At 44.2% G+C, this 25,145-nt stretch carries 16 protein-coding genes; 5 read left to right on the forward strand and 11 right to left on the reverse strand.

What is annotated here, in order from left to right:
- Window positions 1–752 precede the first annotated feature (752 nt).
- Complete coding sequence (metH, locus tag IPL35_02040; protein ID MBK8442249.1) at window positions 753–4,397, reverse strand: methionine synthase; 3,645 nt, start codon at window positions 4,395–4,397, stop codon at window positions 753–755.
- A 364-nt stretch (window positions 4,398–4,761) separates the two neighbouring features.
- A complete protein-coding gene (locus IPL35_02045) occupies window positions 4,762–5,919 on the reverse strand; it encodes a gliding motility-associated C-terminal domain-containing protein (protein MBK8442250.1) in 1,158 nt (385 codons plus the stop codon).
- 410 nt (window positions 5,920–6,329) lie between these two features.
- On the opposite strand from IPL35_02045, the gene lipB reads away from it, so the two are divergent.
- On the forward strand, window positions 6,330–7,046 hold the full coding sequence (gene lipB / locus IPL35_02050) for a lipoyl(octanoyl) transferase LipB (GenBank protein MBK8442251.1): 717 nt from the start codon (window positions 6,330–6,332) through the stop codon (window positions 7,044–7,046).
- 80 nt (window positions 7,047–7,126) lie between these two features.
- Here lipB and IPL35_02055 read toward each other — a convergent pair whose 3' ends face one another.
- From IPL35_02055 to IPL35_02080, 6 genes are all read right to left on the reverse strand, one after another.
- Window positions 7,127–7,585 (reverse strand): lipocalin family protein, encoded by a 459-nt coding sequence (locus IPL35_02055; protein MBK8442252.1) that lies wholly within the window; start codon window positions 7,583–7,585, stop codon window positions 7,127–7,129.
- Window positions 7,586–7,668: 83 nt separating this feature from the next.
- On the reverse strand, window positions 7,669–8,751 hold the full coding sequence (locus IPL35_02060; GenBank protein ID MBK8442253.1) for a hypothetical protein: 1,083 nt from the start codon (window positions 8,749–8,751) through the stop codon (window positions 7,669–7,671).
- 298 nt (window positions 8,752–9,049) lie between these two features.
- Complete coding sequence (locus tag IPL35_02065) at window positions 9,050–9,598, reverse strand: DinB family protein (protein ID MBK8442254.1); 549 nt, start codon at window positions 9,596–9,598, stop codon at window positions 9,050–9,052.
- 131 nt (window positions 9,599–9,729) lie between these two features.
- On the reverse strand, window positions 9,730–12,372 hold the full coding sequence (locus tag IPL35_02070) for a glycoside hydrolase family 9 protein (GenBank protein MBK8442255.1): 2,643 nt from the start codon (window positions 12,370–12,372) through the stop codon (window positions 9,730–9,732).
- Window positions 12,373–12,379: 7 nt separating this feature from the next.
- Complete coding sequence (locus IPL35_02075; protein MBK8442256.1) at window positions 12,380–13,078, reverse strand: hypothetical protein; 699 nt, start codon at window positions 13,076–13,078, stop codon at window positions 12,380–12,382.
- 104 nt (window positions 13,079–13,182) lie between these two features.
- Window positions 13,183–14,595 carry a tail fiber domain-containing protein gene (locus IPL35_02080; GenBank protein ID MBK8442257.1) on the reverse strand — a complete coding sequence of 471 codons (1,413 nt, stop codon included), beginning with the start codon at window positions 14,593–14,595 and terminating at the stop codon, window positions 13,183–13,185.
- Window positions 14,596–14,774: 179 nt separating this feature from the next.
- Between IPL35_02080 and IPL35_02085 the strand changes: the two genes are divergently transcribed.
- Together IPL35_02085 and IPL35_02090 are read left to right on the forward strand one after the other, a co-directional pair.
- Window positions 14,775–16,220 carry a hypothetical protein gene (locus tag IPL35_02085; protein MBK8442258.1) on the forward strand — a complete coding sequence of 482 codons (1,446 nt, stop codon included), beginning with the start codon at window positions 14,775–14,777 and terminating at the stop codon, window positions 16,218–16,220.
- Window positions 16,221–16,296: 76 nt separating this feature from the next.
- Window positions 16,297–19,584: a glycosyl hydrolase gene (locus IPL35_02090; protein MBK8442259.1), complete on the forward strand. Its 3,288-nt coding sequence runs from the start codon at window positions 16,297–16,299 to the stop codon at window positions 19,582–19,584.
- A gap of 101 nt (window positions 19,585–19,685) precedes the next feature.
- Here IPL35_02090 and IPL35_02095 read toward each other — a convergent pair whose 3' ends face one another.
- From IPL35_02095 to IPL35_02105, 3 genes are all read right to left on the reverse strand, one after another.
- Entirely contained in the window at window positions 19,686–21,083 is a 1,398-nt protein-coding gene (locus tag IPL35_02095; GenBank protein ID MBK8442260.1) for a M20/M25/M40 family metallo-hydrolase, read from the reverse strand.
- Between the two features lie 82 nt (window positions 21,084–21,165).
- Window positions 21,166–21,657 carry a cytidine deaminase gene (locus IPL35_02100; GenBank protein MBK8442261.1) on the reverse strand — a complete coding sequence of 164 codons (492 nt, stop codon included), beginning with the start codon at window positions 21,655–21,657 and terminating at the stop codon, window positions 21,166–21,168.
- Window positions 21,658–21,812: 155 nt separating this feature from the next.
- Window positions 21,813–22,196 (reverse strand): hypothetical protein, encoded by a 384-nt coding sequence (locus tag IPL35_02105; protein MBK8442262.1) that lies wholly within the window; start codon window positions 22,194–22,196, stop codon window positions 21,813–21,815.
- 320 nt (window positions 22,197–22,516) lie between these two features.
- On the opposite strand from IPL35_02105, the gene IPL35_02110 reads away from it, so the two are divergent.
- A complete protein-coding gene (locus IPL35_02110) occupies window positions 22,517–23,386 on the forward strand; it encodes a sigma-70 family RNA polymerase sigma factor (GenBank protein MBK8442263.1) in 870 nt (289 codons plus the stop codon).
- Between the two features lie 312 nt (window positions 23,387–23,698).
- On the forward strand, window positions 23,699–25,123 hold the full coding sequence (locus tag IPL35_02115; GenBank protein ID MBK8442264.1) for a glycosyltransferase: 1,425 nt from the start codon (window positions 23,699–23,701) through the stop codon (window positions 25,121–25,123).
- The last annotated feature ends 22 nt before the right edge of the window (window positions 25,124–25,145 follow it).

Consider the following 25,145-nt stretch of genomic DNA (forward strand, 5'->3'; position numbering starts at 1 on the left):
AAAGCTAAGTCCTCCTACCTAAAAGCAAGGTACTACCTAGCAAAAAGGTAGGTCTTCCTACCTAAAAGCTAAGTACTACCTAGCAAAAAGGTAGGTCTTCCTACCTAAAAGCTAAGTACACCTACCAAAAAGCTAGGTGCAGCTACTAAAAAGCTAAGTGAGGCTATCTAAACGCAATAACGAATATTAAAATCGCATAAAATATGCCTATAAGCAAAATAAATAAGTATTGATAATCAGATACTTATGTCAATTAAAAACTAATCACTAAAAACTAACCACTACTTACGGCAAATAATTTATGGTGTTGGTCTTGTTGGTGCTTAAATCTCGTTTTTGAACACGGATTTGACGGATTGAACGGGTTTCCACGGATAAAAACCTGTGCTTATCTGCTCCATCTGTTTCATCTGTGTTTTGTTATTTATAGGGTAAAAGCAGGTGAACCTCAGCATATAGGTTTCATCAATACGCAACAAACAAATCATTTCAGCATAGAAGCAGATAAAATATGTGTACACTTTGGGCGGTAGAAATCCGAAGTAGATGTATTGTTCAGGCACGCTACCCATACAGCAACTCCGACAGGCTTTTTATAGCCGCATCATAAATACGCCATCAATAATTTGTTTTAGTAGTAGCTGCACCTACCCCAAAGATAGGTGCAGCTACCAAAAAGCTAAGTATAGCTACCCAAAAGGCGGGTATAGTCGGTAACAAAGGTTGCCCCTTCCCTACTCCATCAAAAAAAACTACTCCGCCAATAAAGGCGACAACCAACGCGCTGCCTGTGCCTCGCTGATGCCTTTGCGCTGCGCATAATCGCCAACCTGCTCCTGCGTAATTTTTCCGATGCCAAAGTATTTGGATTCGGGGTGCGCAAAATACCAGCCGCTGACGGCGGCAGTGGGATACATCGCAAAATTTTCGGTGAGCTGAATACCCGTGTGTTTTTCGGCTTCCAATAAATCAAAAAGGCTGCGTTTTTCGCTGTGTTCAGGACAAGCCGGATAACCAGGAGCCGGACGAATACCACTGTATTTTTCCTGTACCAATTCCTCATTGCTCCAATTTTCGGCGGCGGCATAGCCCCAAAATTCTTTGCGTACCCGCTCGTGCAGTCGCTCGGCAAAGGCTTCGGCGAGGCGGTCGGCGAGGGCTTTGAGCATAATGGCACTGTAATCGTCGTGTGCTGCCTCAAAACGCGCAATGTGCGCTTCAATACCGATGCCCGCCGTTACAGCGAAAGCACCGATATAATCCTGCCTGCCGCTATCGGCGGGAGCGATGAAGTCGGCGAGGCACAGATTGGGCAAACCCGCCGCTTTTTTGTTTTGCTGGCGCAAATGATGCAGCAGAATGAGTTGTCCGTCTTTTTTCACCTCAATATCGTCATCTTGCACCCTATTTGCCGGAAAAATGCCGACCACTCCGTTGGCTTGCAGCCATTTTTCGTCCATGATGCGTTGCAGCATCTTTTTGGCATCTCCCAAAAGACGAGTAGCTTCTGCACCCACCACGGCATCATCTAAAATAGCGGGATATTTACCAAAAAGCTGCCAGCTTGCAAAAAAGGGAGTCCAATCGATATAAGCCGCGAGTTCTGCCAAATCATAATTGTTCAGCACCTGTATGCCCAAGGCGGCAGGGGCGATGATAGACTGCTGTTGCCAGTCGCAAGCCCATTTGTTGCGGCGTGCTTCTTCGAGGCTCAGGTATTGTTTAAATGCCTGTTTATCGCTTTGCTGCACACGGATACGCTCATAGTCGGCGGCAATGTCTTTCAAAAAAACCGGATCGTTGTTGAGCAGATTACTCACCACCGGCACCGAGCGCGAAGCATCTAATACATGAATAACGGGTGCGCTGTATTGCGGAGCTATTTTTACGGCGGTATGTGTTTTGCTCGTAGTAGCACCGCCGATAAGCAGCGGGATATGGAGTTGGCGGCGTTGCATTTCTTTGGCTACGTCCACCATTTCATCTAAGGAGGGGGTTATCAATCCACTCAAACCAATTACGTTTACTTTTTCCCGCTCGGCAGCATCTAAAATTTTCTGCAAAGGCACCATCACGCCCAAATCCACTACTTCGTAGTTGTTGCAAGCGAGCACCACGCCCACTATATTTTTGCCGATGTCGTGTACATCTCCTTTTACGGTAGCGAGCAATACTTTGCCGGCAGTGCTGTTGCCGCTGTTTTTTTCCTGCTCCAAATAAGGTTGCAGATAAGCCACTGATTTTTTCATCACCCGCGCACTTTTCACCACCTGTGGCAAAAACATTTTTCCCGAACCAAACAAATCGCCTACCACGTTCATACCGTCCATAAGCGGTCCTTCTATGATGTGGAGGGGTTTTTCGTACTGTTGGCGAGCGGCTTCGGTGTCTTCTTCAATAAAATCCACAATACCATTCACCAAAGCATATTTCAAGCGTTCTGCTACGTTGCCCTTGCGCCACGAAAGGTCGGTTTCTCGTTTTTTACCCTGCCCCTTCACCGTATCGGCAAATTCCACCAAACGCTCGGTAGCATCGGGGCGGCGGTTGAGAATCACATCTTCTACGCGCTCCAGCAACTCTTTTGGAATTTCGTCATACACGGCTATCATTCCGGCATTTACGATGCCCATATCCATACCCGCTTTGATGGCGTAGTACAAAAATGCCGAGTGCATGGCTTCGCGCACTATATCGTTGCCGCGAAACGAAAAAGAAACATTGCTCACGCCGCCGCTCACTTTACACAGGGGCATTTTTTCTTTGATGAGGCGCGTGGCTTCTATAAAATGGAGGGCATAAGGGTTGTGTTCTTCAATACCGGTGGCAACGGCAAAAATATTGGGGTCAAAGATGATGTCCTGCGGCGGAAAACCTATTTGCTCGGTCAATATTTTGTAGCTGCGCTCACAAATTGCCACTTTGCGGGCTACGGTGTCGGCTTGTCCTTGCTCATCAAAAGCCATCACCACTACGGCTGCTCCGTATTGGCGTGCTTTGGTAGCGTGTTCAATAAAAAGGGCTTCGCCTTCTTTTAATGAAATAGAATTGATAATTCCTTTGCCCTGCAAACATTTTAAGCCCGCCTCAATGACGCTCCATTTAGAAGAATCCAGCATAATGGGGAGCTTGCAAATATCTGGCTCAGAGGCTATGAGGTTGAGGAAAGTAACCATTGCCTGCTCACTGTCGAGCATCGCCTCGTCCATATTAATATCTATCACCTGTGCGCCGCCCTCTACCTGCTGACGTGCTACTACTAAGGCTTCTTCGTATTTATCTTCTTTGATGAGCTTCGCAAACTGACGGCTTCCGGTGACGTTGGTGCGCTCGCCGATATTTACAAAATTGGTTTGCGGCGTAAGCGTAAGTGCTTCCAAGCCGCTCAAATGCAAATAGGGGGCTACTTTCGGAATAGAGCGCGGCGGCAAGTGGCGCACATGCTCGGCTATATGGGCGATGTGGTCGGGGGTAGTGCCACAGCAGCCGCCCACGATGTTCAAAAAGCCGCTTTCGCCGAACTCTTCTATGATGCCGCACATGTGGGCGGGCGTTTCGTCGTAGCCGCCGAAGGCATTGGGCAAGCCCGCATTGGGGTAGCAACTGATGTAGCAGTCGGCGATTTTGGACAAAGACTGCAAATAGGGGCGCATGTCGGAAGCTCCCAAAGCGCAGTTGATACCAATACTCAACAAATTAGCGTGCTGCACGGAGTAGTAAAATGCCTCAATAGTTTGCCCGCTAAGGGTGCGCCCCGAAGCATCGGTAATGGTGCCGCTGACCATAATGGGCACTGTGCTATTTTTGTGGCGCAGGGCTTCTCCGGCGGCAAAAAGAGCCGCTTTGCAGTTGAGGGTGTCAAAAACGGTTTCAATGAGGAGAATATCCACACCGCCATCGAGGAGGGCACAGGCTTGCTCGTAGTAGGCGTGGCGCAGCTCATCAAAGGTGACAGCGCGAAAGCCCGGGCGGTTCACATCGGGACTGATGGAGGCGGTGCGGTTGGTGGGTCCGATAGCACCTGCCACAAAGCGCGGCTTGTGGGGATTTTGTTGCGTAAAAGCGAGGGCACATTCTTTGGCAATGCGGGCACTGTGGAAGTTGATGTCATATACGGCATCTTCCATAGCGTAGTCTGCCATAGCGATGCGCGTGCCGCTGAAGGTGTTGGTTTCGATGATGTCGGCACCGGCGGCGAGGTATTCGTTGTGAATGGCGGCGATAATGTCGGGGCGGGTGAGCGAGAGGAGGTCGTTGTTGCCTTTGAGGTCTTTGGAGTGCTGTGCAAAACGCTCGCCACGAAAATCAGCTTCCTGCAAGCCGTAGCGTTGTATCATTGTACCCATGGCACCATCTAATACCAAGATGCGCTGCCGTAAAATTTCTTTTAAGAGCATACAAAAAAGATGTTTGAATTGTTAAATGAATAATATTTTACCGATACCGAAAGAATACAGTATCATTAAAATACCAGTGACTTAGATAACACATTCATCATCCTTTCGCCCATAAAAAACAGTACAACAAAAGGAATCAAAATGGATTACGGGTGCAAAGATATATACATTTACTTCAAAATAGCAACTATGCGCAAAAGATAATGGTTTTGTTGTTACCGAAGGCGGGGATTATTAGAGCAGGCAGGAGCTTTGAAGGGCGGGCGGCAAAGCGGCGGCAGGCGTACAAAACGCTACCGATGTCCGCGAAATTACGACCGCATTGGCACATTTCATCGAGCTTTTATAAGTGCTTAGAAAACCCTCATCGTATCAATGTCACCGCTCCCGCTTTGGTTTTGATGGCATTGTCCGATACCTGCTCATATTCCAATACCCAGCTATACACGCCCATTTCTGCCGCTTCGCCACTTTCATAATTGCCACGCCATACAGCAGTATTCCCTACTCCCGCATATACAAGTTTACCCCAACGGTCGTATATCTTCAGGCGGATTACATTTGCAAAACGACACATAGCATAAAAAGTATCGTTCATACCATCTCCATTGGGCGAAAAACCGGTAGGCACATCACAGGCATCTAATACCTCCGCTAACTGAAGTGCATAATAACAAGATGACCTGCAAAGGCTGTCATCATAAATATCGCAGCGCAATAAGGTGTTTTGATATACCTGCCACGAAAAAACATCACAGTTTTCGCACAGCAAGGCTTCCTGCGGCTCCTGATACCAAGCGTTGTAAGCAGCAATACCACAACTTGCTAAGGTAATAGCATCGCCTTGTGCCACGGTAACATAAAGGGTATCCGCTTGTGCGATGGCAGGTGTTTCCAATACCTCGATATAATCTGCCATATACATCGTATCACCACCCGCACCATTGCCCACCGCCAACGAAACTCCATAGCTCCCCGACTGCTCGTAGCAAATGGGCGGTGGCTCACGACCTACGAAAAACGAAGGATTGCCGCCCTCAAACTCCCAATAAAACACTTCGGGTGCGTGCAAACTTTGAGCCACAAACTCCACACATTCACCACTGCATAGCTGCCTGTCCATAGCTATAAAGCCACTTTCTGGGGGGCAGAGAATGACTCTAATAACAGGAAATACGGCACAAAGAGTATCCACGGTAGGTATAGCCAATATACCATAACAACCCTGAGCCGTAGCATTTAAGTAGTCGTATGGCTGAGTAGCCATTACAACAATAGTGGAAGAATCTGAGGACATGCTTATTAATTCTGGAAGACAACTTAACAACCCTGACCAATTAAAAGTAGGGTTAATAATCAATGTCTCATCATAAAGATACTCAAATAGAATAGTATCGCCTACACAAGCAGTATCTACCAAGTAGTTTGTTGGAATGTTATCATCTATATGACAAGTTTGTTGCGCTTCTGTAGGTGAGGTAAAAAAAATATTTATTACAATAAAGAATAAAATACTTCTCATAAAAAGAAAGGGTACATTTCAAGGTCAATCTTGAAATGTATCCTAATAATTGTAGTTAAGGAATTAAAAATTTGCCTTGTACGGCTGTTTTTGAAATATATAAATTCATCACTTCAAATAATTATGTAACAGTAATCCTTATTTTTAGCATTAATATTCTTTGCTTTAAAAAAACTATCAATGAAAAGCACAAGAATCAGTTTGTTTTGCAACTTATTATAGGTCAATACGTTTTTTTAAAAAATCCGGTTGCTTCTTTCCGGTATTTTAAAAAAAACAAAAATCGGTAATGTTAAACATTTAATGATAATCAGGGATATAAGTCGTTGAAAATAATGTACTTAACTAATCACTTATCATTCAAAACTAAACACTACTCAAAAAATTTCTGATTGGTATATTTTCAGAATATGAACGCAATTATCAACAAAAATATTCAGTTTCAGGATTGGGGTTTGACGGATTATGAAACGGCTTGGCAACGACAGGAGCAACTGTTGCAGGAAATTGTCGCCATTAAAACCGCTAACCGTCTGCTGCCGCCGCACCAACAAGCCCCTACTCCCAATTATCTCATTTTCTGCAACCACCCCCATGTATATACGCTCGGCAAAAGCGGCAAAATGGAGCATCTGCTCTATGGCAGCACCGAATTGGAGCAGCGCGGTATTACCTTCGTAAAAAGCAATCGCGGCGGCGACATCACCTACCACGGACCCGGACAGGTGGTGGGCTACCCGATTTTGGATTTGGAAAACTTTTTTACGGATATTCATCGCTATATGCGGCTGCTGGAAGAAACCATTATCCGCACCCTCGCCGACTATGGTGTGCAGGGCGGGCGCAGTGCCAAAGAAACTGGGGTGTGGTTGGATACCAATACGCCTCGTGCGCGTAAAATATGCGCTATGGGGGTGCGCTGTAGCCGCTGGATAACGATGCACGGTTGGGCTTTCAACATCAACACCGATTTGGCGTATTTCGGCGGTATTGTACCCTGCGGCATCGCCGACAAAAGCGTGGCATCGCTGCACCACGAACTCGGCAGTACGGCACTGCAAACCGAGCCAATAAAACAGCAGCTAAAAACTCATTTCGCCGATTTGTTTGAAGCGCAGTTATTATAAAAAACAAACGCTCCCATCTTATACAGATTGGGAGCGTTTGTTTTTATTTCAATCATTCACAACACGAAAAGTATCGCGAATTATTGTTTTTGGTAAGTGTCGGTATAAGTATAGTTAATACCGTTATCGTTATAAATAGAAGAAGTTACCAACTTACTGTCGCTGAGTTCGATGATAGTTGCTTCGGCAATTCCCCAAGTTGTGCTATTAGTAGAAATAACCGTTTCAGTGGCATTGAATGTCCACGTTCCGCTATCAATTACCTGCGGGTCGGTGTCATCGCATTTGGTAGCACCTTCTTCAAAAGTAAATGTTTTGTCGGATTTAAAAATCATTAAATCATCTTTGGAGCAGGCATCGTTTTGCGCATAGATATCAGTAACAGTAGTACCACCAATAACAATACCCGGACTCACGGTAGAAGCGGTCATTTTCCAAGTGCCGGTAAGCATTTCTGTACGAGATTTATCGTCATCTTTTTTGCAAGCCGCTACCGATACAAGAACCAATAATAATAAAAGAAACAGGTTTTTTTTCATTTTTTTAAAATTTTTTGAGATAATACAAGAATAATAATGCAGCAAAAATAAGTTAAAAATCAAAAAAACCTGATTTATTTATTTTAATAACGGGTTTTGAGTGCAATATTGCCCAATTGTTTTATTTCGTCCTGATGAGTAAATACTACACGCCCTTTCTTTTCCAGCACTTCCCAAGCAATATTACTCGTAATGTCGTCTATTACATCAGGAGCAGTTACATCATCAACGAGTTCAAAACTACGGTCATCTTGCATCAGCACAGGCTGCATAAAATCCTGATGTACAATCAACAAATCACCGCGACCATCTAAAGCCGCCTGATATATTTCCTGCAAATCGGTCAGTACAGTTCCGTGAGCTACGGCTTGTTTCATTTCGGCGATAGCTTCGCTGCGGCGTTGGCGTTGCAAATTGCTGATAAGTTCCCAGCCTTGTTTAGCAATTTGGTGCGGCGCAATATGGTTATAATTAATAGGTGCATAACCGTGATAAACAGAGGCTTTGTCGGCTACATGCATCAAATGGCTGTAATTATCTTCGGTGCAGATAACTACCACGTCCATACCTGTATCGTGCTGCACTTTTAATACCGCTTTATCCACTTTATTAAAAAACTCGCGCAGGAGGTCGTCCATATATTTGCTATCGCTGCGTTTGTCGGAGTGGGTGGTATAGTGGCGGTTTTCGGAAAAAGGAAAATCTTCGTTGGCAATTTCGTGTACAATGGTATCGTCAAGAGCTTCGTAAAGGTGTACGCCGCTTTGCGAAAGCAATAACAATAAATAGTTTTCGCTGCGATTGTACATTTTGATAACCGGCCGCACTGCAAAACTGTCGGAAATATGCACAATATTTTCGTGTGTATTCCAAGGCGAGCGGATAATTTCCTGCGTATCGTTGGAAAGAAAAATATGTAGGCTGTCTAAATTGTACTGATGATCAATAGAGCCTTCCACCTGATTGATTTTTTCGAGTAAATCCGCTACCGGTCTTTTACCAAATTCTTCCACCAAACGGTTTTCCGCTTCTTTCAAGAGGTTTTTCAATACGATAGCATCTTGTGCATTTTCGGGGTGGGTGCGATGTGTATTGAGCGAAATGCTCACACAAGGCTGATTGCGTTCGTTAGCTAACTGCTGTAATTGACTCTTTAATTTTGACATAAAATAATAAGTGTTTTTATAAGAAAAAATAAAATAATAATTTGCTAAAATTTCAGATGCTCATTTTTCTTTACCGACTGTTGTATCTTTTTTTATAAAAGCACAAACAGCAATGAACCGACTTTCTTTTTAGCCGATAATAAAGAATAAGAGCAGGAATGGCGGAGGAATAAAGTATGATAATTTCAGTCTTTGTTCTATATATTGTAACGTCTGCGGTATATAAATAATTCCTCAAAAATCACCTTTTATGTTTGTTCTACACAATTATTTTACGCTCTAAATATTACTACAATTTTCAGGCAACCGACGGTATCAAAGGCAATATTTCTGAGGCTTGCTGCAAGTGCCGTTGTTCGTGGATGGTGATAATATCAAAGGCATCTGCGAGTTTATACACAATATTGCGGTTAGCAGGCGAAGCAATAACAGCACCTTTTTCAACAAAAGGCAGGGCTGCGGCGATATTTTTTTTGAGCTGTTCGTGGTGTTGCACAAATTGCTGCACAATGTCGGCGGGCAAATTGCTGTCGGAAGGCTGCCATATCGTAAAAGTTTTCATTTTGCGGCGGCGGTCGGGCTGCACACTACTCAAAATCGCCTTGCCCAACCACGATGTCAAGAAGCCGATTTTACCCCAAAAAGGCACTCGGTAGCGGTTTTGATGCAAGGACTCCAGCACCGGATAATAGCTTTCATTGATGATGATGAGATGTTGAATATTTTGTGCAATACTCCATTGGTCGGGGGTGGGCTTCCAGTTGATTTGGGCGGCATTGAGCGCACCGAAACGTTGTACAAAAACCTGACTATGTTGGTCAAGTTGTGGATTCCAAATATTGTGCATTGTAAAAAGTACAGATATGATTTGCGCACAAAATTACGCATTTGCTGTTTCAGAATACGCAAAAAAAACTGCTCCTTTCCGATGGAAAGGAGCAGCCTTACTAATCAAAACAAGTAAATTGATACACTTCTTCAGCGTTTCATTATTTTTACATTATATGCAGAGCCATCTTCAAAATTTATTTTTGCCATATACAAACCGACACTCAAAGCGGCAGCATCTATACGCTCCCCGCATTGGGGTGCATTGCGTTGAAGTATCAATTTTCCTTGTATATCAAAAATCTGCAACAAAACAGCAGGTTGGCGAAGTTGCAGCACAAAAATATTTTCAAAAGGATTGGGATAAATAGCGGCGGCATTTCCGGCATTTATATTCATTAAGGCTTCGTCTTGGGCATTATCATTATTATTAAAAGTGCCGTTTTTAGCACCGCCGCAACCGTCTATATAAGCATGAAAATCGCAACCTTCCTCTGCCAAAAATCCCTCTGCCAAATCAATATAATTAGCGGCATCGTAAGTAAGTATGTAGCTGCTGCCCACTTGCGCCGCCGAAATAATGTAGTCGGCGGTTTCAATTTTGGTGCTGCCGCTGCCGGTATAAACAGTGCTGCCATCGTTGTAGTCGGGCAAGCAAACAGAAGGCACTATGAATTTTGACAACAATTTGATATACGCTGCCTGTGTATAAATTGCTATTTCAGTAATTTCCCACGAATTTTCGGGATAGCTGGTGTTCCAATCGCGATAGCTTTTTTGTATAGGCTGGTTCAAAGGCGGCGTGAGGTCGGCGACAGTTCCGTTGTAGGGCGCACCATAAAAAGCAGCATCGGGTGCATAATCTTTATTAATGCCGCCGGGCATAAAAGCAGGCGGCGGTCCGTACAAAGAAGTTTGTGCATTATCAAAATCAGTGCCGTCGCCAAACCAACTGTGATAAATTTCATTCACCGATTTTTCTGCCCCGAAAGCGTCCATATTCGTCAAAAATGCGTAGCCGTGCGGATTGATACCATGGAAGAAATGCAAAAATCCGGCAGCCGCATTATCATAATTTGCAGCATTTCCGCTATCCAAACCATAATAATTCATATTTTGAAACAAATGCGCCGCCTGACCTTTAAACGTATTACTGCCCCACACATAGTCGCCGTCTTTGAGATAGGCGCGATAAGCATCTGTTTGATTGACAAAAGCGGGCAGCAAATCAGCATTGTTGGCACTCACCGAAGTGATACAATTGTTTTTAATATTGGTTTTTACAGTACTCGTTGCTCCCAATAAATTACAATAATACAGCATTGTTTCATTAAAAACAGGCTCAAAAGGATACCAATAGGTCCAAGCGTAGGGGTGCAATGCCGTATAGTTACTGTTGAAATATGTGCGATAAGTAGTATTGGCAGTAGCAGCGTACAAATATACTGCTGCACAGGTTTTTATGGATTGATGCCAATAATCGTGTTCACTTTGATTCCAAGTAAAAAAATCAGGGTTGGCACTTTGAAAACCCGCATTGTTGTAAATAGGTATTGAAGGATTAACGACCGTCCAGTTCCAAGCGCGAATAGCCCGATTACGGAGAGTGTCGGCGTATTGCGTCATAGAAGGAATGCTTGCAAACACTACGGCAGCGTGCGCGAGCATACTGCAAGCGGTGCGCGTAGAAGCAGAATGAATCGGTCCATAAAAATGTGCAGCTGCATCGGCACTCGGCGGCGAAGCGGCTTGCCAATTATCTACCGACACTTTAATATGTACGCCGCCATCATTGCTGCCACCACCTGTATTTTGCATTTTCAACAGCCAGTCCAATTCCCATTTTACTTCATCTAAAATATCAGGCACACCATTGCCCGATTCGGGAATATCATTGTTGTCGCCAAATGCAGTGGGATTCTGTTCATAAGCCAGCAGCAAATGATGCACAGGTGCATAAGCAAAAGGTACATATTTATTGTAGTCGCCGGCATCGTGCCAGCCGCCACTTACATCTTTGGCAGTAGAAGGTACAGGGTTGCTTATATCTAAGGCTTCGTAATCTTGCCCGCTTCCGACATGGCAGGCAGCATCGCTCCAATGTGCAGGCACATGTGGCTCGCTTTTGGGCGTACCACAGCGTTGATAATACAGCACACGCAGAGCTTCTTTCATTATATCATTATATACCTCATCTTGTATCCAAAAACTTTCGGAGCGTATGTTGTTGGCGGTATCGTAGATATAATATTCGCCGGCGGTGGTGAGTGCGGAAAAATCAAACCACCACACATAATCGCCCGATTGCGTGTGCTCAACGCCGCCGCCCCAAGCAGTAATAGCCGCCGAAAACACCGCCGCATCATCGCTTTGACGGCGCACCTCGTAAGTGGCATCGGGTACAAAACTGTCGGGTGCATCAAAACCTGTGGCAGCTTGGCGAATAACGGCGATTTTCTCGTCATTGGGGCGATAGCCAAACTGGTCAATACGGATATGGTCATAATCCACCACAGGCGGCGTAGCACTACAAGAAGGCGGCGTATAAGGGTTGTAGCCGTTGATGTCGTATTGCTTCACGAAATCCCAGATTTCCTGATTGGTATTGAGTGCAGCTACGCCGATATTCCAGCCGTGCGAAGCGGCATTGGAAGTGATAACAACAACTTCGTTGTCGTTTTGGCAGTTGTTAAAGGTGATTTTATCCGTTCCGGTGACAGGCGTATTGGCGGCAATGGTATAGCCGCTACAAGCTACATCGGCAAAATTCCAACTATAAGCAAAATAGGTCACGGGCCAATCAATTACGCCGTCGGGAGCACCGGGATGCCCCTGGAAAAACTACCCCCCGGGGGGCGGGGGGGAAGGGGGAAGGGGGCCCCCCCCCCAAAAAAGCCCCCGCCCCCCACCAAAACAAAAGTTCGTCATCATAGTACTGAACAACAGGATCGTTGATGGCGTGAATGTGCAAATACGGGATTCCGGCAGTAAGTACAGGATTCCAATAGCCGCACAAATTACCCGCTACCACGGCACGCGCTGCAATACCAGTGCTGTTTTGCGAAGCGAGATAATTAATAAAAAAGCCGCCGTTGGAATGTCCCGCCAAATACACACGATTCAAATCAATATTAAAGTCAGTGTTGAATTTGGTACGCAGTTGTTGCGTAAAAGCAATATCATCATTGGCGCAAGCTACACAGTTGGTGTTCCACTGATTGCCGGAGCAAGTACCGTTGGGATAAGCTATTACAAAGCGTTCGGCATCGGCGATGCTTTCAAAATCAGTGGAGTTTTTCATACTATTGCCGGTGCCGCCGCTACCGTGGTACGCAATCAGCAGCGGATACGAGCAGGCGGGGTCAAAATTAAGGGGCAAATAATAAGTGTAGGTGCGAGTAGTAGCCCCTACTAATACGCTACCTGTGCCCGTAGTGCCGCTTTGGGCAAGGGCAATTTGCGAAATAAAGAAAAGAAAAGAGAAAAAAATGGTTTTCATTGCTTGTTCGGATTTTTATAAACAGAAAGATAGCATTAAAAAAGTACGGACACTCCTAAATATATAAAGAAGTGCCCGTTTTCTTTTGTAGGTAGTAAAAATTTTTATTTGGTTAAAATCATTTCTTTGGTGGCGGCATTGCTGCCATCTATGATGAGTGTATAAAAATAAGTACCTGCTACCAACTCGCTACCGCTAATGGTAGTAGTAGAAAATCCTTTGTTAAGGTTGATGCTCTTTACTACTTTGCCGTCAAGGGCGGTAATTTGAAGTTGTGCATTGCCGGCTTCTTCGGGCACATAGTGCTGAATAATGGTTTTGTTGTAAAAAGGGTTGGGTGCGTTTTGCTCCAAACGGGCGGCATTGCTGTAATTGCCGTTGCTGTTAATCAAAGAGCCTGTTTCGGTTTTGTCGCTCAGACAGCAGTTTTGCATAGCAGCGTTCATTTTTTGCACCATTGCACGCAACTCTGTCATTTCACTTTCAAGCGCGCTTATTTTATCCTTCAACTCGCTGTTTTCAGCTTTGGTGGCATCTCTTTCGCTTGCCAACTCTTTCACCGCCTCCGAAATTACAGGAATAAGCATATCGTAATTCACCGCCAAAAAACCTTTGCCTTTGCCATCTTCCATCACGGCTTGCGGCACTACTTTTTGGAGGTCTTGCGCCAAATAACCGATATGTTCGCGCTCGTCAAAGTTGTATTCGGGAGCTTTGCTTCGGTCGTATTGATAGGTGTAGGCTTGTAGTTTGCTGATGGTTTCTAAAGCACTGCTATACTTTTTGATGTCTTTTTTGAAATTGCGGTCAGAGGCTGTCCAAACACCGTTTGTAATATAACCGACACCGCTTACATCTATATTGTAAGTTACCGAACCAGAGCTAATCCAATTAACACCCACAGCCGCCGAGCCAACTGTTCCCGCCGCGCCCGCTTGCAACCTTTTTATATAAGTAAGTGATCCTCCTGCTACATCGCCGTGGTTAAAAGTGAATACATCGCTGGAAATAGGGACATTAAATTTAAAATTACCGCCATCTACGCCCAAGCTATAGCAGTTGGTGCTGGTAGAAGATATAGGGTTTCCGTCGTTCCAAATAATCACTTTGTTGTTATCCAAATTTGAATCCACAATAAAACGCCCCGAAGTACCCACCCTGCCTGCAAAATAACCTGCCCAGTTATTAGTTGCTCCTGAGGCAGAGGCATAAATACCATAGCCTGTTGGCACGTTGGTATTATAAGTACCCGTAAAATACCCTGCATAGGGTGTGCCAGTGCCGTAAGAGAAGTTGCGGCTGTAAATACCGTAAGAATCCCCAGATCCGTCATTATATGTGTAATTATATATGCCGTAGGTAGTGTAGGTATTATTTTTGGTATTAGTGATATAGGCACCGTAGCTGATGTCTGAGTTGTAATTGTAATCATTATCCACAACAATGTTGTATTGTTGCGCCTGCAGATAAATTCCACAAAAAGCGAGAATAAAAAATAGTTTTAAAATGTTTCTCATGATAAATTTTTTTGTTTTGAAAGTAAATAAATAAAGTGATAAAAAATTGCTTGTTAATTATCGCTTACAAAGTAACAGCATATCTGCACCATATACAAAATAAAAATAGTATCTTTGTGATAAAAATAAAGCAGTTTTTTATACATAAATAATTCATTATCAAATATTTATACTAAAAATTGAAAACACTCAAACTCATTGAAATTTTATTGCCCGATGAGCGCAAACTGCTCAAAAAAACAATAGCCGACAAAGGCAATAAAAAATTAGAGTTGCTGCTCCAAAAAATAATGACGGCACACGACAAACAAAACGATTTGCCACCGTCCGAAGAATTGGTTTTACAGATATTCAAAACGCCATATAGCCCCAAAGCCGCCACCAATTTGCGCAATTTGTTCCGCTTAATCAATGATGAAATCAAAGTCATTTTAATTGACAAGCAGCTGCACCACGACAATCCACACAGTTTGCGGCTGCGCCAGCATTTATTGCTGCAAGCTCTGCATCGGCGCAGTTCGTGGCAGTTTTATGAGCAACTGCTCAAAGAAGAATTAGAAACCTGTGCAGAAAATTTTGATTATTGGCATTATCTCTACCTCAGCAATAGCCTGTTGCGCTACCACATGGTGGATTCGCTGGAAGAAGCCAAGCGATACGAGCAAGCTCATGAAGCCCTCCAAGCACAAACACCACATTATCAAACAGCCCTGAAAAGTTATATCGCCGAGCGCAATGTAATCATCACCGCCCTCAATTTCGGTATTCAAAGTCGTTTGGCACCTTTGGAATTATCCCCTTTGTTGCCGCCTTACCACGACGGCAGCAGCAGCGAAGCCAACCCCTATCTGACCTATATAGAGCGCAAACGAAAAATATACGACAACACAGAGCGCAGCGGCAAAACCGAATACATAAAGCAAAATATTGCATATTTGGAAGAACAGCACTCCTACATGCTGCAAGCGGATAAATTCAGCACCTATTCCAACCTATTTGTATTATATATACTGCAAAAAGATTATCAAACAGCGCAGGAAATTTTGGAAAAACTGCTACCTCTCTCCGATATACTCGAAAATACAGTAAGCAGAGCCTTGCTCACACTTTCGCGGCTGAATATGTTGAGTTTTTGTTTGAAAAGTTTTCAATTTGAAACTGCTGCCCGTATTTTAAAAAGCGTACAAAACCATTTAGCGGAAAATCCTTATCAGTTACGCATTCGTTTTTTTCAAATATGGTACGCTATTTTTATAAAAGATAAAACAACAGTCCTGCAAACCATACAAATTATCCAAGCACAAGAAATAGACCGGCTCACAAAATTTTATTTAAAACTGATAGAATGTATTTTATTTTTTGAAGCCGCCGATTACGAAATGACCGCTACATGGCTGCATAATTTATCACAGAATATGCGCTACAATGATTTTCAAGATGAAAGTTTAGATAAATTTTTGGGTGTTTTCAGAAAAGCAGTCAAAGAAAAAAACGAAAGTATCAAAAAAAATATGCCGCTTTCTGAGGCTTTACAAGCAGAAATCAAAACATCTTACGACAACTGGGCGATGAACGGTTTTTATTCATTGCCTATTGCTTGGTTGTACCATCGTACTGCACTGTAACAAAACACAAAACATCATACAAGTTTTTATTATTTTTGGCTTTTATTCATTTTATCATCATTCACTATCTATTTCTATGTACAAAAAAATACTATGTTTTTTGTGGTTAGGTGCTACAATAACGGCTTGGGCACAAAAAAAAGATGAAAAGAAAGACGAAAAACTTCCGAAAGAGCCTTTTGTCAATGAAGACACCTACTCCGCACTCAATTTTCGCAGCATCGGTCCTGCAGTTACCTCGGGTCGCATCTCCGACCTCGCCATTCACCCCACGCAACCACATATCTGGTACGTTGCAGCAGCTTCGGGCGGCGTATGGAAAAGCAGCAACGGCGGCACTACTTTTGAGCCGCTCTTTGATGAGCAAGGCTCTTTCTCTATCGGCTGCCTCACCCTCGACCCCAACAATCCCAATGTGCTGTGGGTAGGCAGTGGCGAAAACAACAACCAACGCTCTGTTGCTTACGGCGATGGTATTTATAAATCAGAAGACGGCGGTAAGAGTTTTACCAATATGGGCTTAAAAAACTCCGAACATATCGGCAAAATTGCCATTGACCCCCGCAACTCCAATACTATATATGTAGCAGCATACGGACCCCTGTGGTCGGCAGGCGGCGATAGAGGTATCTATAAAAGCACAGACGGCGGTAAAAACTGGAAAAAAATATTGGAAGTGAGCGAAAATACCGGATTCAATGAAATTCATATTGACCCCAACAACCCCGATGTATTGTATGCCACCGCACACCAACGCCGCCGCCATGTGTGGACTTATATCAGCGGCGGTCCCGAATCTGCCATTTACAAAAGCACCAACGGCGGCGAAACGTGGGACAAACTCAAAGGCGGCTTGCCCGCCGGCGATGTAGGACGTATTTCTATGGCAATACCCGCCGGAAATCCCGACCTGCTCTATGCCCTCATTGAAGCCGACAACGAAAGTAAAGGTTTGTATCGCTCCACCAATCGCGGGGCAAGCTGGGAAAAACAAAGCAGCCACAGCACTGCCGGCAATTATTATTGCGAAATTATATGCGACCCCACCAATGCCGAGCGCATCTATTCAATGGATACCTGGCTGCAAGTGAGTCACGACGGCGGCAAAACTTTTAAAAAAGTAGGCGAAAAAACCAAACACGTGGACAACCACGCTATGTGGATAGACCCCCGCAACCCGCAACACTGGCTCGTAGGCTGCGATGGCGGCTTATACGAAACTTACGATGCCGCCGCCACGTGGAATTTCAAAACCAATTTGCCCATTACACAATTTTATCGTGTGGCGGTGGACAATGCCGAACCTTTTTACAACATTTACGGCGGCACACAAGATAATAACACACTCGGCGGACCTTCGCGCACTTTCAGCGCATCGGGCATCACCAATTGGGATTGGTTTGTTACCGTAGGCGGCGATGGTTTTGAGCCCGCCATTGACCCCACCAACCCCGACATTGTGTATTCGCAGTGGCAATACGGCGGCTTGATACGCTACGACAAAAAAAGCGGTCAAATTATTGACATCAAACCGCAGGAAATGGAGGGCGATGCTGCTTTGCGCTGGAACTGGGACTCGCCGCTCGCCATCAGTCATCACCACCCCGAACGCATTTATTACGCCGCCAACCGCCTGTTTCGCTCCGACAATCGCGGCGACTCGTGGACTGCCATCAGCGGCGACCTCACCCGCCAAACCGACCGCAACAAACTTCCCGTTATGGGCAAAGTGTGGAGCGTAGATGCCGTAGCAAAAAACCAATCTACCTCGTACTACGGCAATATCGTTTCATTCAGCGAATCGCCAAAAAACGAAAATATCCTCTATGCAGGTACTGATGATGGTTTGATTCAAGTGACGACAGATGGCGGCAAAAACTGGACAAAATATGAGCGTTTTGGCGGTATTCCCGAAAATACTTATATCAGCTTTTTGCTGGCTTCGCAATATGATGAAAATACGGTATATGCTGTTTTCAACAACCACAAAAACGGCGATTTCAAACCTTATATTTCTATCAGCAAAGATAAAGGAAAAACATGGACGGCACTACAAAACAATCTGCCGGAGCGCGGCTCGGTGTATTGCATCGCCGAAGACCACAAAAACCCCAATTTGTTGTTTGCAGGCACTGAATTTGGGGTGTTTTTCACATTAGACGGCGGCAAAAGCTGGCTGCAAATGAAAGGCGGCTTGCCCACCATTGCCGTTAAAGACATCGCTATCCAACAGCGCGAAAATGATTTGGTGCTGGCTACTTTTGGGCGCGGTTTTTATGTATTAGATGATTATTCTGTTTTACAAACGCTCAAAAAAGAGGATTTTGACAAAAAAGGAACTATTTTTTCTGTAAAAGATGCGCCTATGTATTTGGAACGTTATCCTTTGGGCGATAAAGGAAAAGGCGACAAAGGCGATGCTTTTTATGTAGCTCCCAATCCGCCGGCAGGTGCAGTATTTACTTATTTTGTAAAAGATGATTATAAAAGCATTAAAAAATTGCGCAAAGAGCGCGAAGCCGAAATTTTGAAAAAAAATGGCACTATCTCCTACCCTACCAACGATAGCTTGCGCTTGGAAGACAACGAAGAAGCCCCTTATTTGCTGTTTGTGATACAAGATGATGCAGGCAATACCGTTCGTTCTTTGCGGGGTGCTGCAAAAAAAGGAATGGGAAGAGTTTCGTGGGATTTCCGCCACGAGATGACCTCACCAACCACCTTACAAGCGGCAGAAACCGACAAATACGACCCGCCGCAAAGCGGTATGCTGGCAATACCGGGCAGCTACACCGTACAAATGCTCCTCATTAAAAACGGCAAAAGCGAGGCTTTGAGCGAAGCCGTACCTTTCCGTATTTATCCTTTGATGCAGCGCACTTTGCCCGCCAAACAAAAAGAATACGAAACATTTAGCAAAGAGTTGGCACAACTGCGCCGCACCATTGATGCCGCCGACAACTACCGCAATGAACTGGGCGAAAAAGTAAAACACCTCAAAGTGGCAGCCCAACGCTCGGCACAGCCCGCCCTCGCAGAGTTGGAAGGGCTGAAACAGGTGGAAAACAATTTGCAAACGCTGGAAATGCAGTTCAACGGAGACGGCTCTTTGGCAAAACGCGAGTTTGAAACATTGCCCGGCTTGAAGGGTCGTTTTGACAATATGCTGTACAATTTGTTTTATGTAAGCGGCGAGTTGCCCGGCACTTATGTAGAGTCAATGAAAATTGTGAAAAAGCAATTCAACGAAGCCTACAAACTTTTGCAAAGCACCGACCAACAAATAGATACCATAGCGGGAAATTTAGAACAAAAAGGCGCACCTTATATTCCGGGGCGTTTGCCAAAATGGAAAGCTGATTAATCAGCTTATTGAAGAAAATAAAAAGCGGCAACTTTCCTGAAAAAAGTTGCCGCTTTTTTTATTACCGTTTTTTATTGCCGTTTTTTAAAAACTGAAAAATACTATTTCAGTCCATATTTATCCAATAAATACACCAAAGATGTAATGCTGGCTGCTCCTAATTCCAATTCTCTTTTATTAACGGCTTCAAATACATCAGTTTCGCAATGATGATAATCAAAATAACGCTGTGGGTCGGGAACAAAACCGATAAGCGGCACATTTTGCTCGCGCAAAACATCAATATCAGCACCGCCGCCGCCTGCTTCAAAATGGTGGAGGCGATAGGGCGAAAATAGGTTTTTCCACGATTGCACTTTGCTCAGGCATTGGTTGCGCACTAAATCATTGCCATCAAACTCAAAGCCGCGCGGCGCAAAGCCGCCTCTGTCCGATTCTATAGCAGCGATGTGCATTTCTTTGCGGCGTTTGCTTTCTTCGGCATATTTTTTTGCCCCACGTCCGCCGTTTTCTTCATTTGTAAACAACACAACACGAATCGTGCGCAAAGGTTTTATTTTCAGCTTTTTATATAAATGCAGCACTTCCATTACATGCACCACGCCCGCACCGTCATCGTGTGCGCCTTCGCCCAAATCCCAACTATCCAAATGCGCACCCACCAAAATAATTTCGTTGGGAAATTTAGAGCCTTTAATTTCTGCCACTACATTATTTGCTGTCACTTCGCCTTTGGTGGCACATTCCAAATTGATACTCACATTTGTTTTATTATCCGTACCAATTCCGTTTAAAAAATCAGCACCTACGGTGCTGATAGCCACTGCCGGAATAGAGAAATTGGTTTGGTACATCGTGATTCCGGTATGCGGATAGTCGTCTTTTTTGTGGGTCATAGAGCGCACGATGGCGGCGGCAGCTCCATATTTAGCGGCTTCGGCAGGTCCGTTTACACGTTGCTCCACTGCTTCGCTGTAAGCATCAAAAGGGTCAATTTTGGTGGCACTCATCGGGCGGTTGAAAAAAACGATTTTGTTTTTCACACCTTTTTCGCCCAAAGCCGCCAACTGGCTCAACTGCTCCACCACAAGCAATTCGCCTTTTACGCCTTGTGTGGGTGTAGCGGGCGAGCCGCCCAAAGCGCATACTTTCAGGCTGCGCATAATATTATTTTGCAACACTACTTCGGCAGTTTGTTTTCTGCCGCGTATCCACTGCGACACGCTCACAGGTTGCAAATACACGGTATCGGCGAGGCGGCTCAGGGTTTGTTGCGCCCATTTTTCGGCGGCGGCGGCTCCGGACGAGCCACTGAGCCGGTGTCCGATATTTTTACACAGATGGCGGAGGTTTTCGTAGCTGCTGCCATAAAGCAACTCTTTATGGTAAATTTGCTCTATCACTTTATCGTCGCTTTGCTCCTGAATGGGCTTGTCGTTGGCAACAAAATAAGTGTTCAAACCAAAAATGCACGAAAGAAATAAAGTAGTCAGTTTCATTATTTTTAGTGTCTGTTTAGTTGTAAAATGTTATGAAGGCAATATTAAGCATTAAATACCATATTTTTAACAAGTATGTGTCTTACTTTATTTTTTTTAATATATCTCCCGAAAACAAGAAAGGTAATAAATCCAAACCGGAGCGCAACACGCCATATTCGTTTTTTCCTACCAAAATAATGCGCAGTGGCTGTTGAGATTTATGCTCATACTCTGCGATTACTTGCCGGCAAGCTCCGCACGGAAACACAAAATCTTCTAAGTGGAGTTGTTCGTAATTTACGGTAACGGCGAGGCTCAACATCGGCACATCGGGATAGTTGGCAGAGGCATAAAACAGGGTTACACGCTCGGCACACAAGCCACTCGGATAAGCGGCGTTTTCTTGGTTATTGCCACTCACAATGGCACCATTGGCGAGCAATACGGCGCAGCCCACCTGAAATTTGGAGTAAGGCGCGTAGGCGTTTTTACAAGCGACCTGCGCTGCTTGAATGAGCTGTTGCTCTTGTATATTAAAATCTCCGATTTTGTCGAAAATTTGCAGGGATAGCGATATATTAATTTCTTTCATCTTTTTTTTGAAATTAAATACACATAAAAAAACAAGCACATCAAAAAAAACGCTGACGATGACAGCGACAACAAAAGCCCGCATATCAGCAGGCATTATCATACAAAAAACATACAAAAATGGCGTGGTGGTGTGGAGAAAAAAGCGGGAGAAAATTAATTTTTGCCGCCGATACTACCCATTAATTTATCAATGGTAATATCCCAAAAAAGTTTTTCATCGGCTACTTCATTTTTGTTCAGAAACTTGGTAATGTACAACATCGTATCATTGCCAATTTCGGTTTTGCCGATGCGAAACTCTATATATTCATCGTCTTCGCAATCTTCCATACGATAACGCACAAATTCATCTTCTTCACAATCCAACAACTCGGCTTGCTCGGAGCTACCGTCCCAATAAAAGGTATATTCATTTTCAAAACTATCCACATGATCGGCAAACCACTGCGATAAACCTTCGGGGGTGGTGAGAAAACTATATAAAATACTGGGCGAGGAACGCACGTAATACTCAAAAACTACTTTTTGTCTGGACATTTCTTAGTACAATTTTCAAAGCGCAATGATATAAAATAAAATGTATTTTTGTATAAGTAAGTATATTTTTTTTAAAAAAAATCAATTTTCGCAACTAAAAATACCCTTGTAACGTTGCTATTCAGTCATGAAAAGGCAAAAATGGTTTTATTTTGTAAAAGTTTTTTTAATTTTTTGTAAGTTGTAGGTTACTTTTGCGAAACTTTTATGATTTAACACTTTTTTTAGGTGTTTTTTATATAAAAAATACCGGATTGTGTTTTTTTTTATTATTATACATTCATTACTTGTCACTTTTATTTATTTTTTGAGATTTTATTATGAGGCAGCTAAAAATAACTAAATCCATTACCAATCGCGAGAGCCAGTCGCTGGAAAAATATTTGCAGGAAATTGGGAAGGTGGATTTGCTCACGCCGGAAGAGGAGGTGGAGTTGGCAAAGCGGATTAAAGCGGGAGACCAAGATGCGTTGGAACGATTGACAAAAGCCAATTTGCGTTTTGTGGTTTCGGTTGCAAAGCAATATCAGAATCAGGGTTTGTCGTTGAGCGATTTAATCAATGAGGGCAATTTGGGCTTAATTAAGGCGGCGCAGCGTTTTGATGAAACGCGAGGCTTTAAATTTATTTCGTATGCGGTGTGGTGGATTCGTCAGTCCATTTTGCAGGCTTTGGCGGAGCAATCGCGTATTGTGCGCCTGCCGCTGAACAAAGTGGGTTCGCTGAACAAAATCAACAAGGCGTTTTCGGCATTGGAGCAGGAGTTTGAGCGCGAGCCCTCGCCCGAAGAATTGGCGAATGTGCTCGAAATTGAATCGGACGAAGTAGAAACCACTTTGGGGGTTGCCGCGCGCCATGTGAGCGTAGATGCGCCGTTTCAGGAAGGCGAAGACAACTCGCTCCTCGATGTACTCGAAAACACCGGCACGCCGCGCACCGACAGAGGCTTGGATTATTTGGAGTCGTTGCGCCTCGAAATAGAACGCTCCCTGAGCACTTTGAGCGAACGCCAGAAAGACGTTATCAAATTGTATTTCGGTATTGGTGTGGAGCATAGTATGAGCTTGGAAGACATCGGCGACCGCTTCGGGCTTACCCGCGAGCGCGTGCGGCAGATTAAAGACAAAGCCATCAACAAATTGCGCGTAACGACCCGCAGCAAATTGCTCAAATCGTATTTGGGCAATTAAGGGTAAAAAAAATAACCGTAAGAAAAGCACCGTGTATTATTTAATTTACACGGTGCTTTTTTTTATGTGTCTGCTCCGCCGATTCGTTATTAATAAAAGAGGCTGCTATTTATAGCTTCTATAACAAAAAAACAATGTTTCTTATCAGATGCGCAATCAAAATCGTTTTGAAATAATACGCTAAGTATTATTTTGATTTTTAAATAATTCCTTTTTAATTTTTAATTTTGTGCTTTGATATAAAAGTTATTTTTTTGATATAAAAAATACTTTTATTTGTGCGTACTTTTTCATCAAAATGGCGTTTTTTTAATGAAAAGATTAAAAGTTTTAATGCTGGGCTGGGAGTTTCCGCCCCTCATCAACGGCGGTTTGGGTATCGCCTGCTTCGGTATGGCGAAAGCCTTGGCAAAATATGCCGATTTGCACATCATCATTCCGCGCTCCGACCCCGAATATCAACTCCAAAACATCACCCTCACCGGTTTGAACAACCTCAAACCGCAGGATTTGCGCGGCGAAATGGTGCAGCACTGGGTAGAAGAAAAAGAGGATTTTGAATATGTACGCATCTTAGACCACTACGAAACTTTTGCCAAAGTAGAAGAAATTCCGATAAACATAGACCCCTACAACGACTGGAGCGAAGAAAAAAAAGTGGTGCGTTTTGGCACTACTCAACGCCAAATGCCTGTAATAGAGCAGAGCAGTCGCCCCAAACGCCGGCAGCTCCACGGCGGCGGCTTTGAGGATATTAATGAGCAGGAGATGCTCGCCGAATTGGAGATTTTTAAGCAGGGCGAACTCTACGACAAGTCGGTGCAGCAGCGGGTGTATGCCTTTGCCAAATACGCCGCCAAACTCGCCCAACATTTGGATTTTGACGTAATACACGCCCACGACTGGATGACGGTGCTGGCGGGGGCAGAAATCAAAAAAATCAGTGGCAAACCCCTCGTGTGGCACGCCCACGCCCTGATGTACGACCGCGCCGGTCCCGAAGGGCGCGGCTTTATCTACGATGTAGAAAAATATGCGATGGAAATTGCCGATGCCATCGTGCCCGTGAGCTACTACACCGGCACTATCATTCACAAATACTTGGGCATACAATCGCGCAAAATTTATCCCATTCACAATGGCGTAGATCCGGTGAAGGTTTTTCATGAGCCGAAGCGTTTTCCCGAAAAATTAGTGTTGTTTCTGGGGCGCATTACCGGACAAAAAGGACCCGAAACTTTTTTGGAAATTGCCGAAAAGGTAATCAACAAAACCGACAAGGTGCGCTTTGTGATGGCAGGAGACGGCGACCGCCTCAAACGCCTCATTGAAGGCGGAGCGTACAAACAGGTGGGCAATAAATTTCATTTTACCGGATTTTTAGACCGCGAAAAAGTAAACAAACTACTCGCTATGGCTGATGTGTATTGTATGCCTTCGGTGTCGGAGCCTTTCGGGTTGTCGGCGTTGGAGGCGGCGCAATTTGGTATTCCTACGGTAATTTCCAAGCAGTCGGGTGCGGCAGAAGTAATGACGCACGCCCTCAAAGCCGATTTTTGGGACATCAACCTGATGGCGAAGCAAATTGTAGAACTCATTGAAAACGAGCCGCTTAAAGACAAAATTGTAGAAGAAAGCTTTAAGGATTTACAAAAACTAACTTGGGAGCATTGCGCCGAAAAATTAGTAAAAGTATTTGCGAAAGTGATACACGAGCAAGGACAAAACGCGGCGTAACCTTGTTTTTTTTTGTTTGATA

The sequence above is a fragment of the Sphingobacteriales bacterium genome, assembly GCA_016711285.1.
GTDB lineage: Bacteria > Bacteroidota > Bacteroidia > Chitinophagales > UBA2359 > JADJTG01.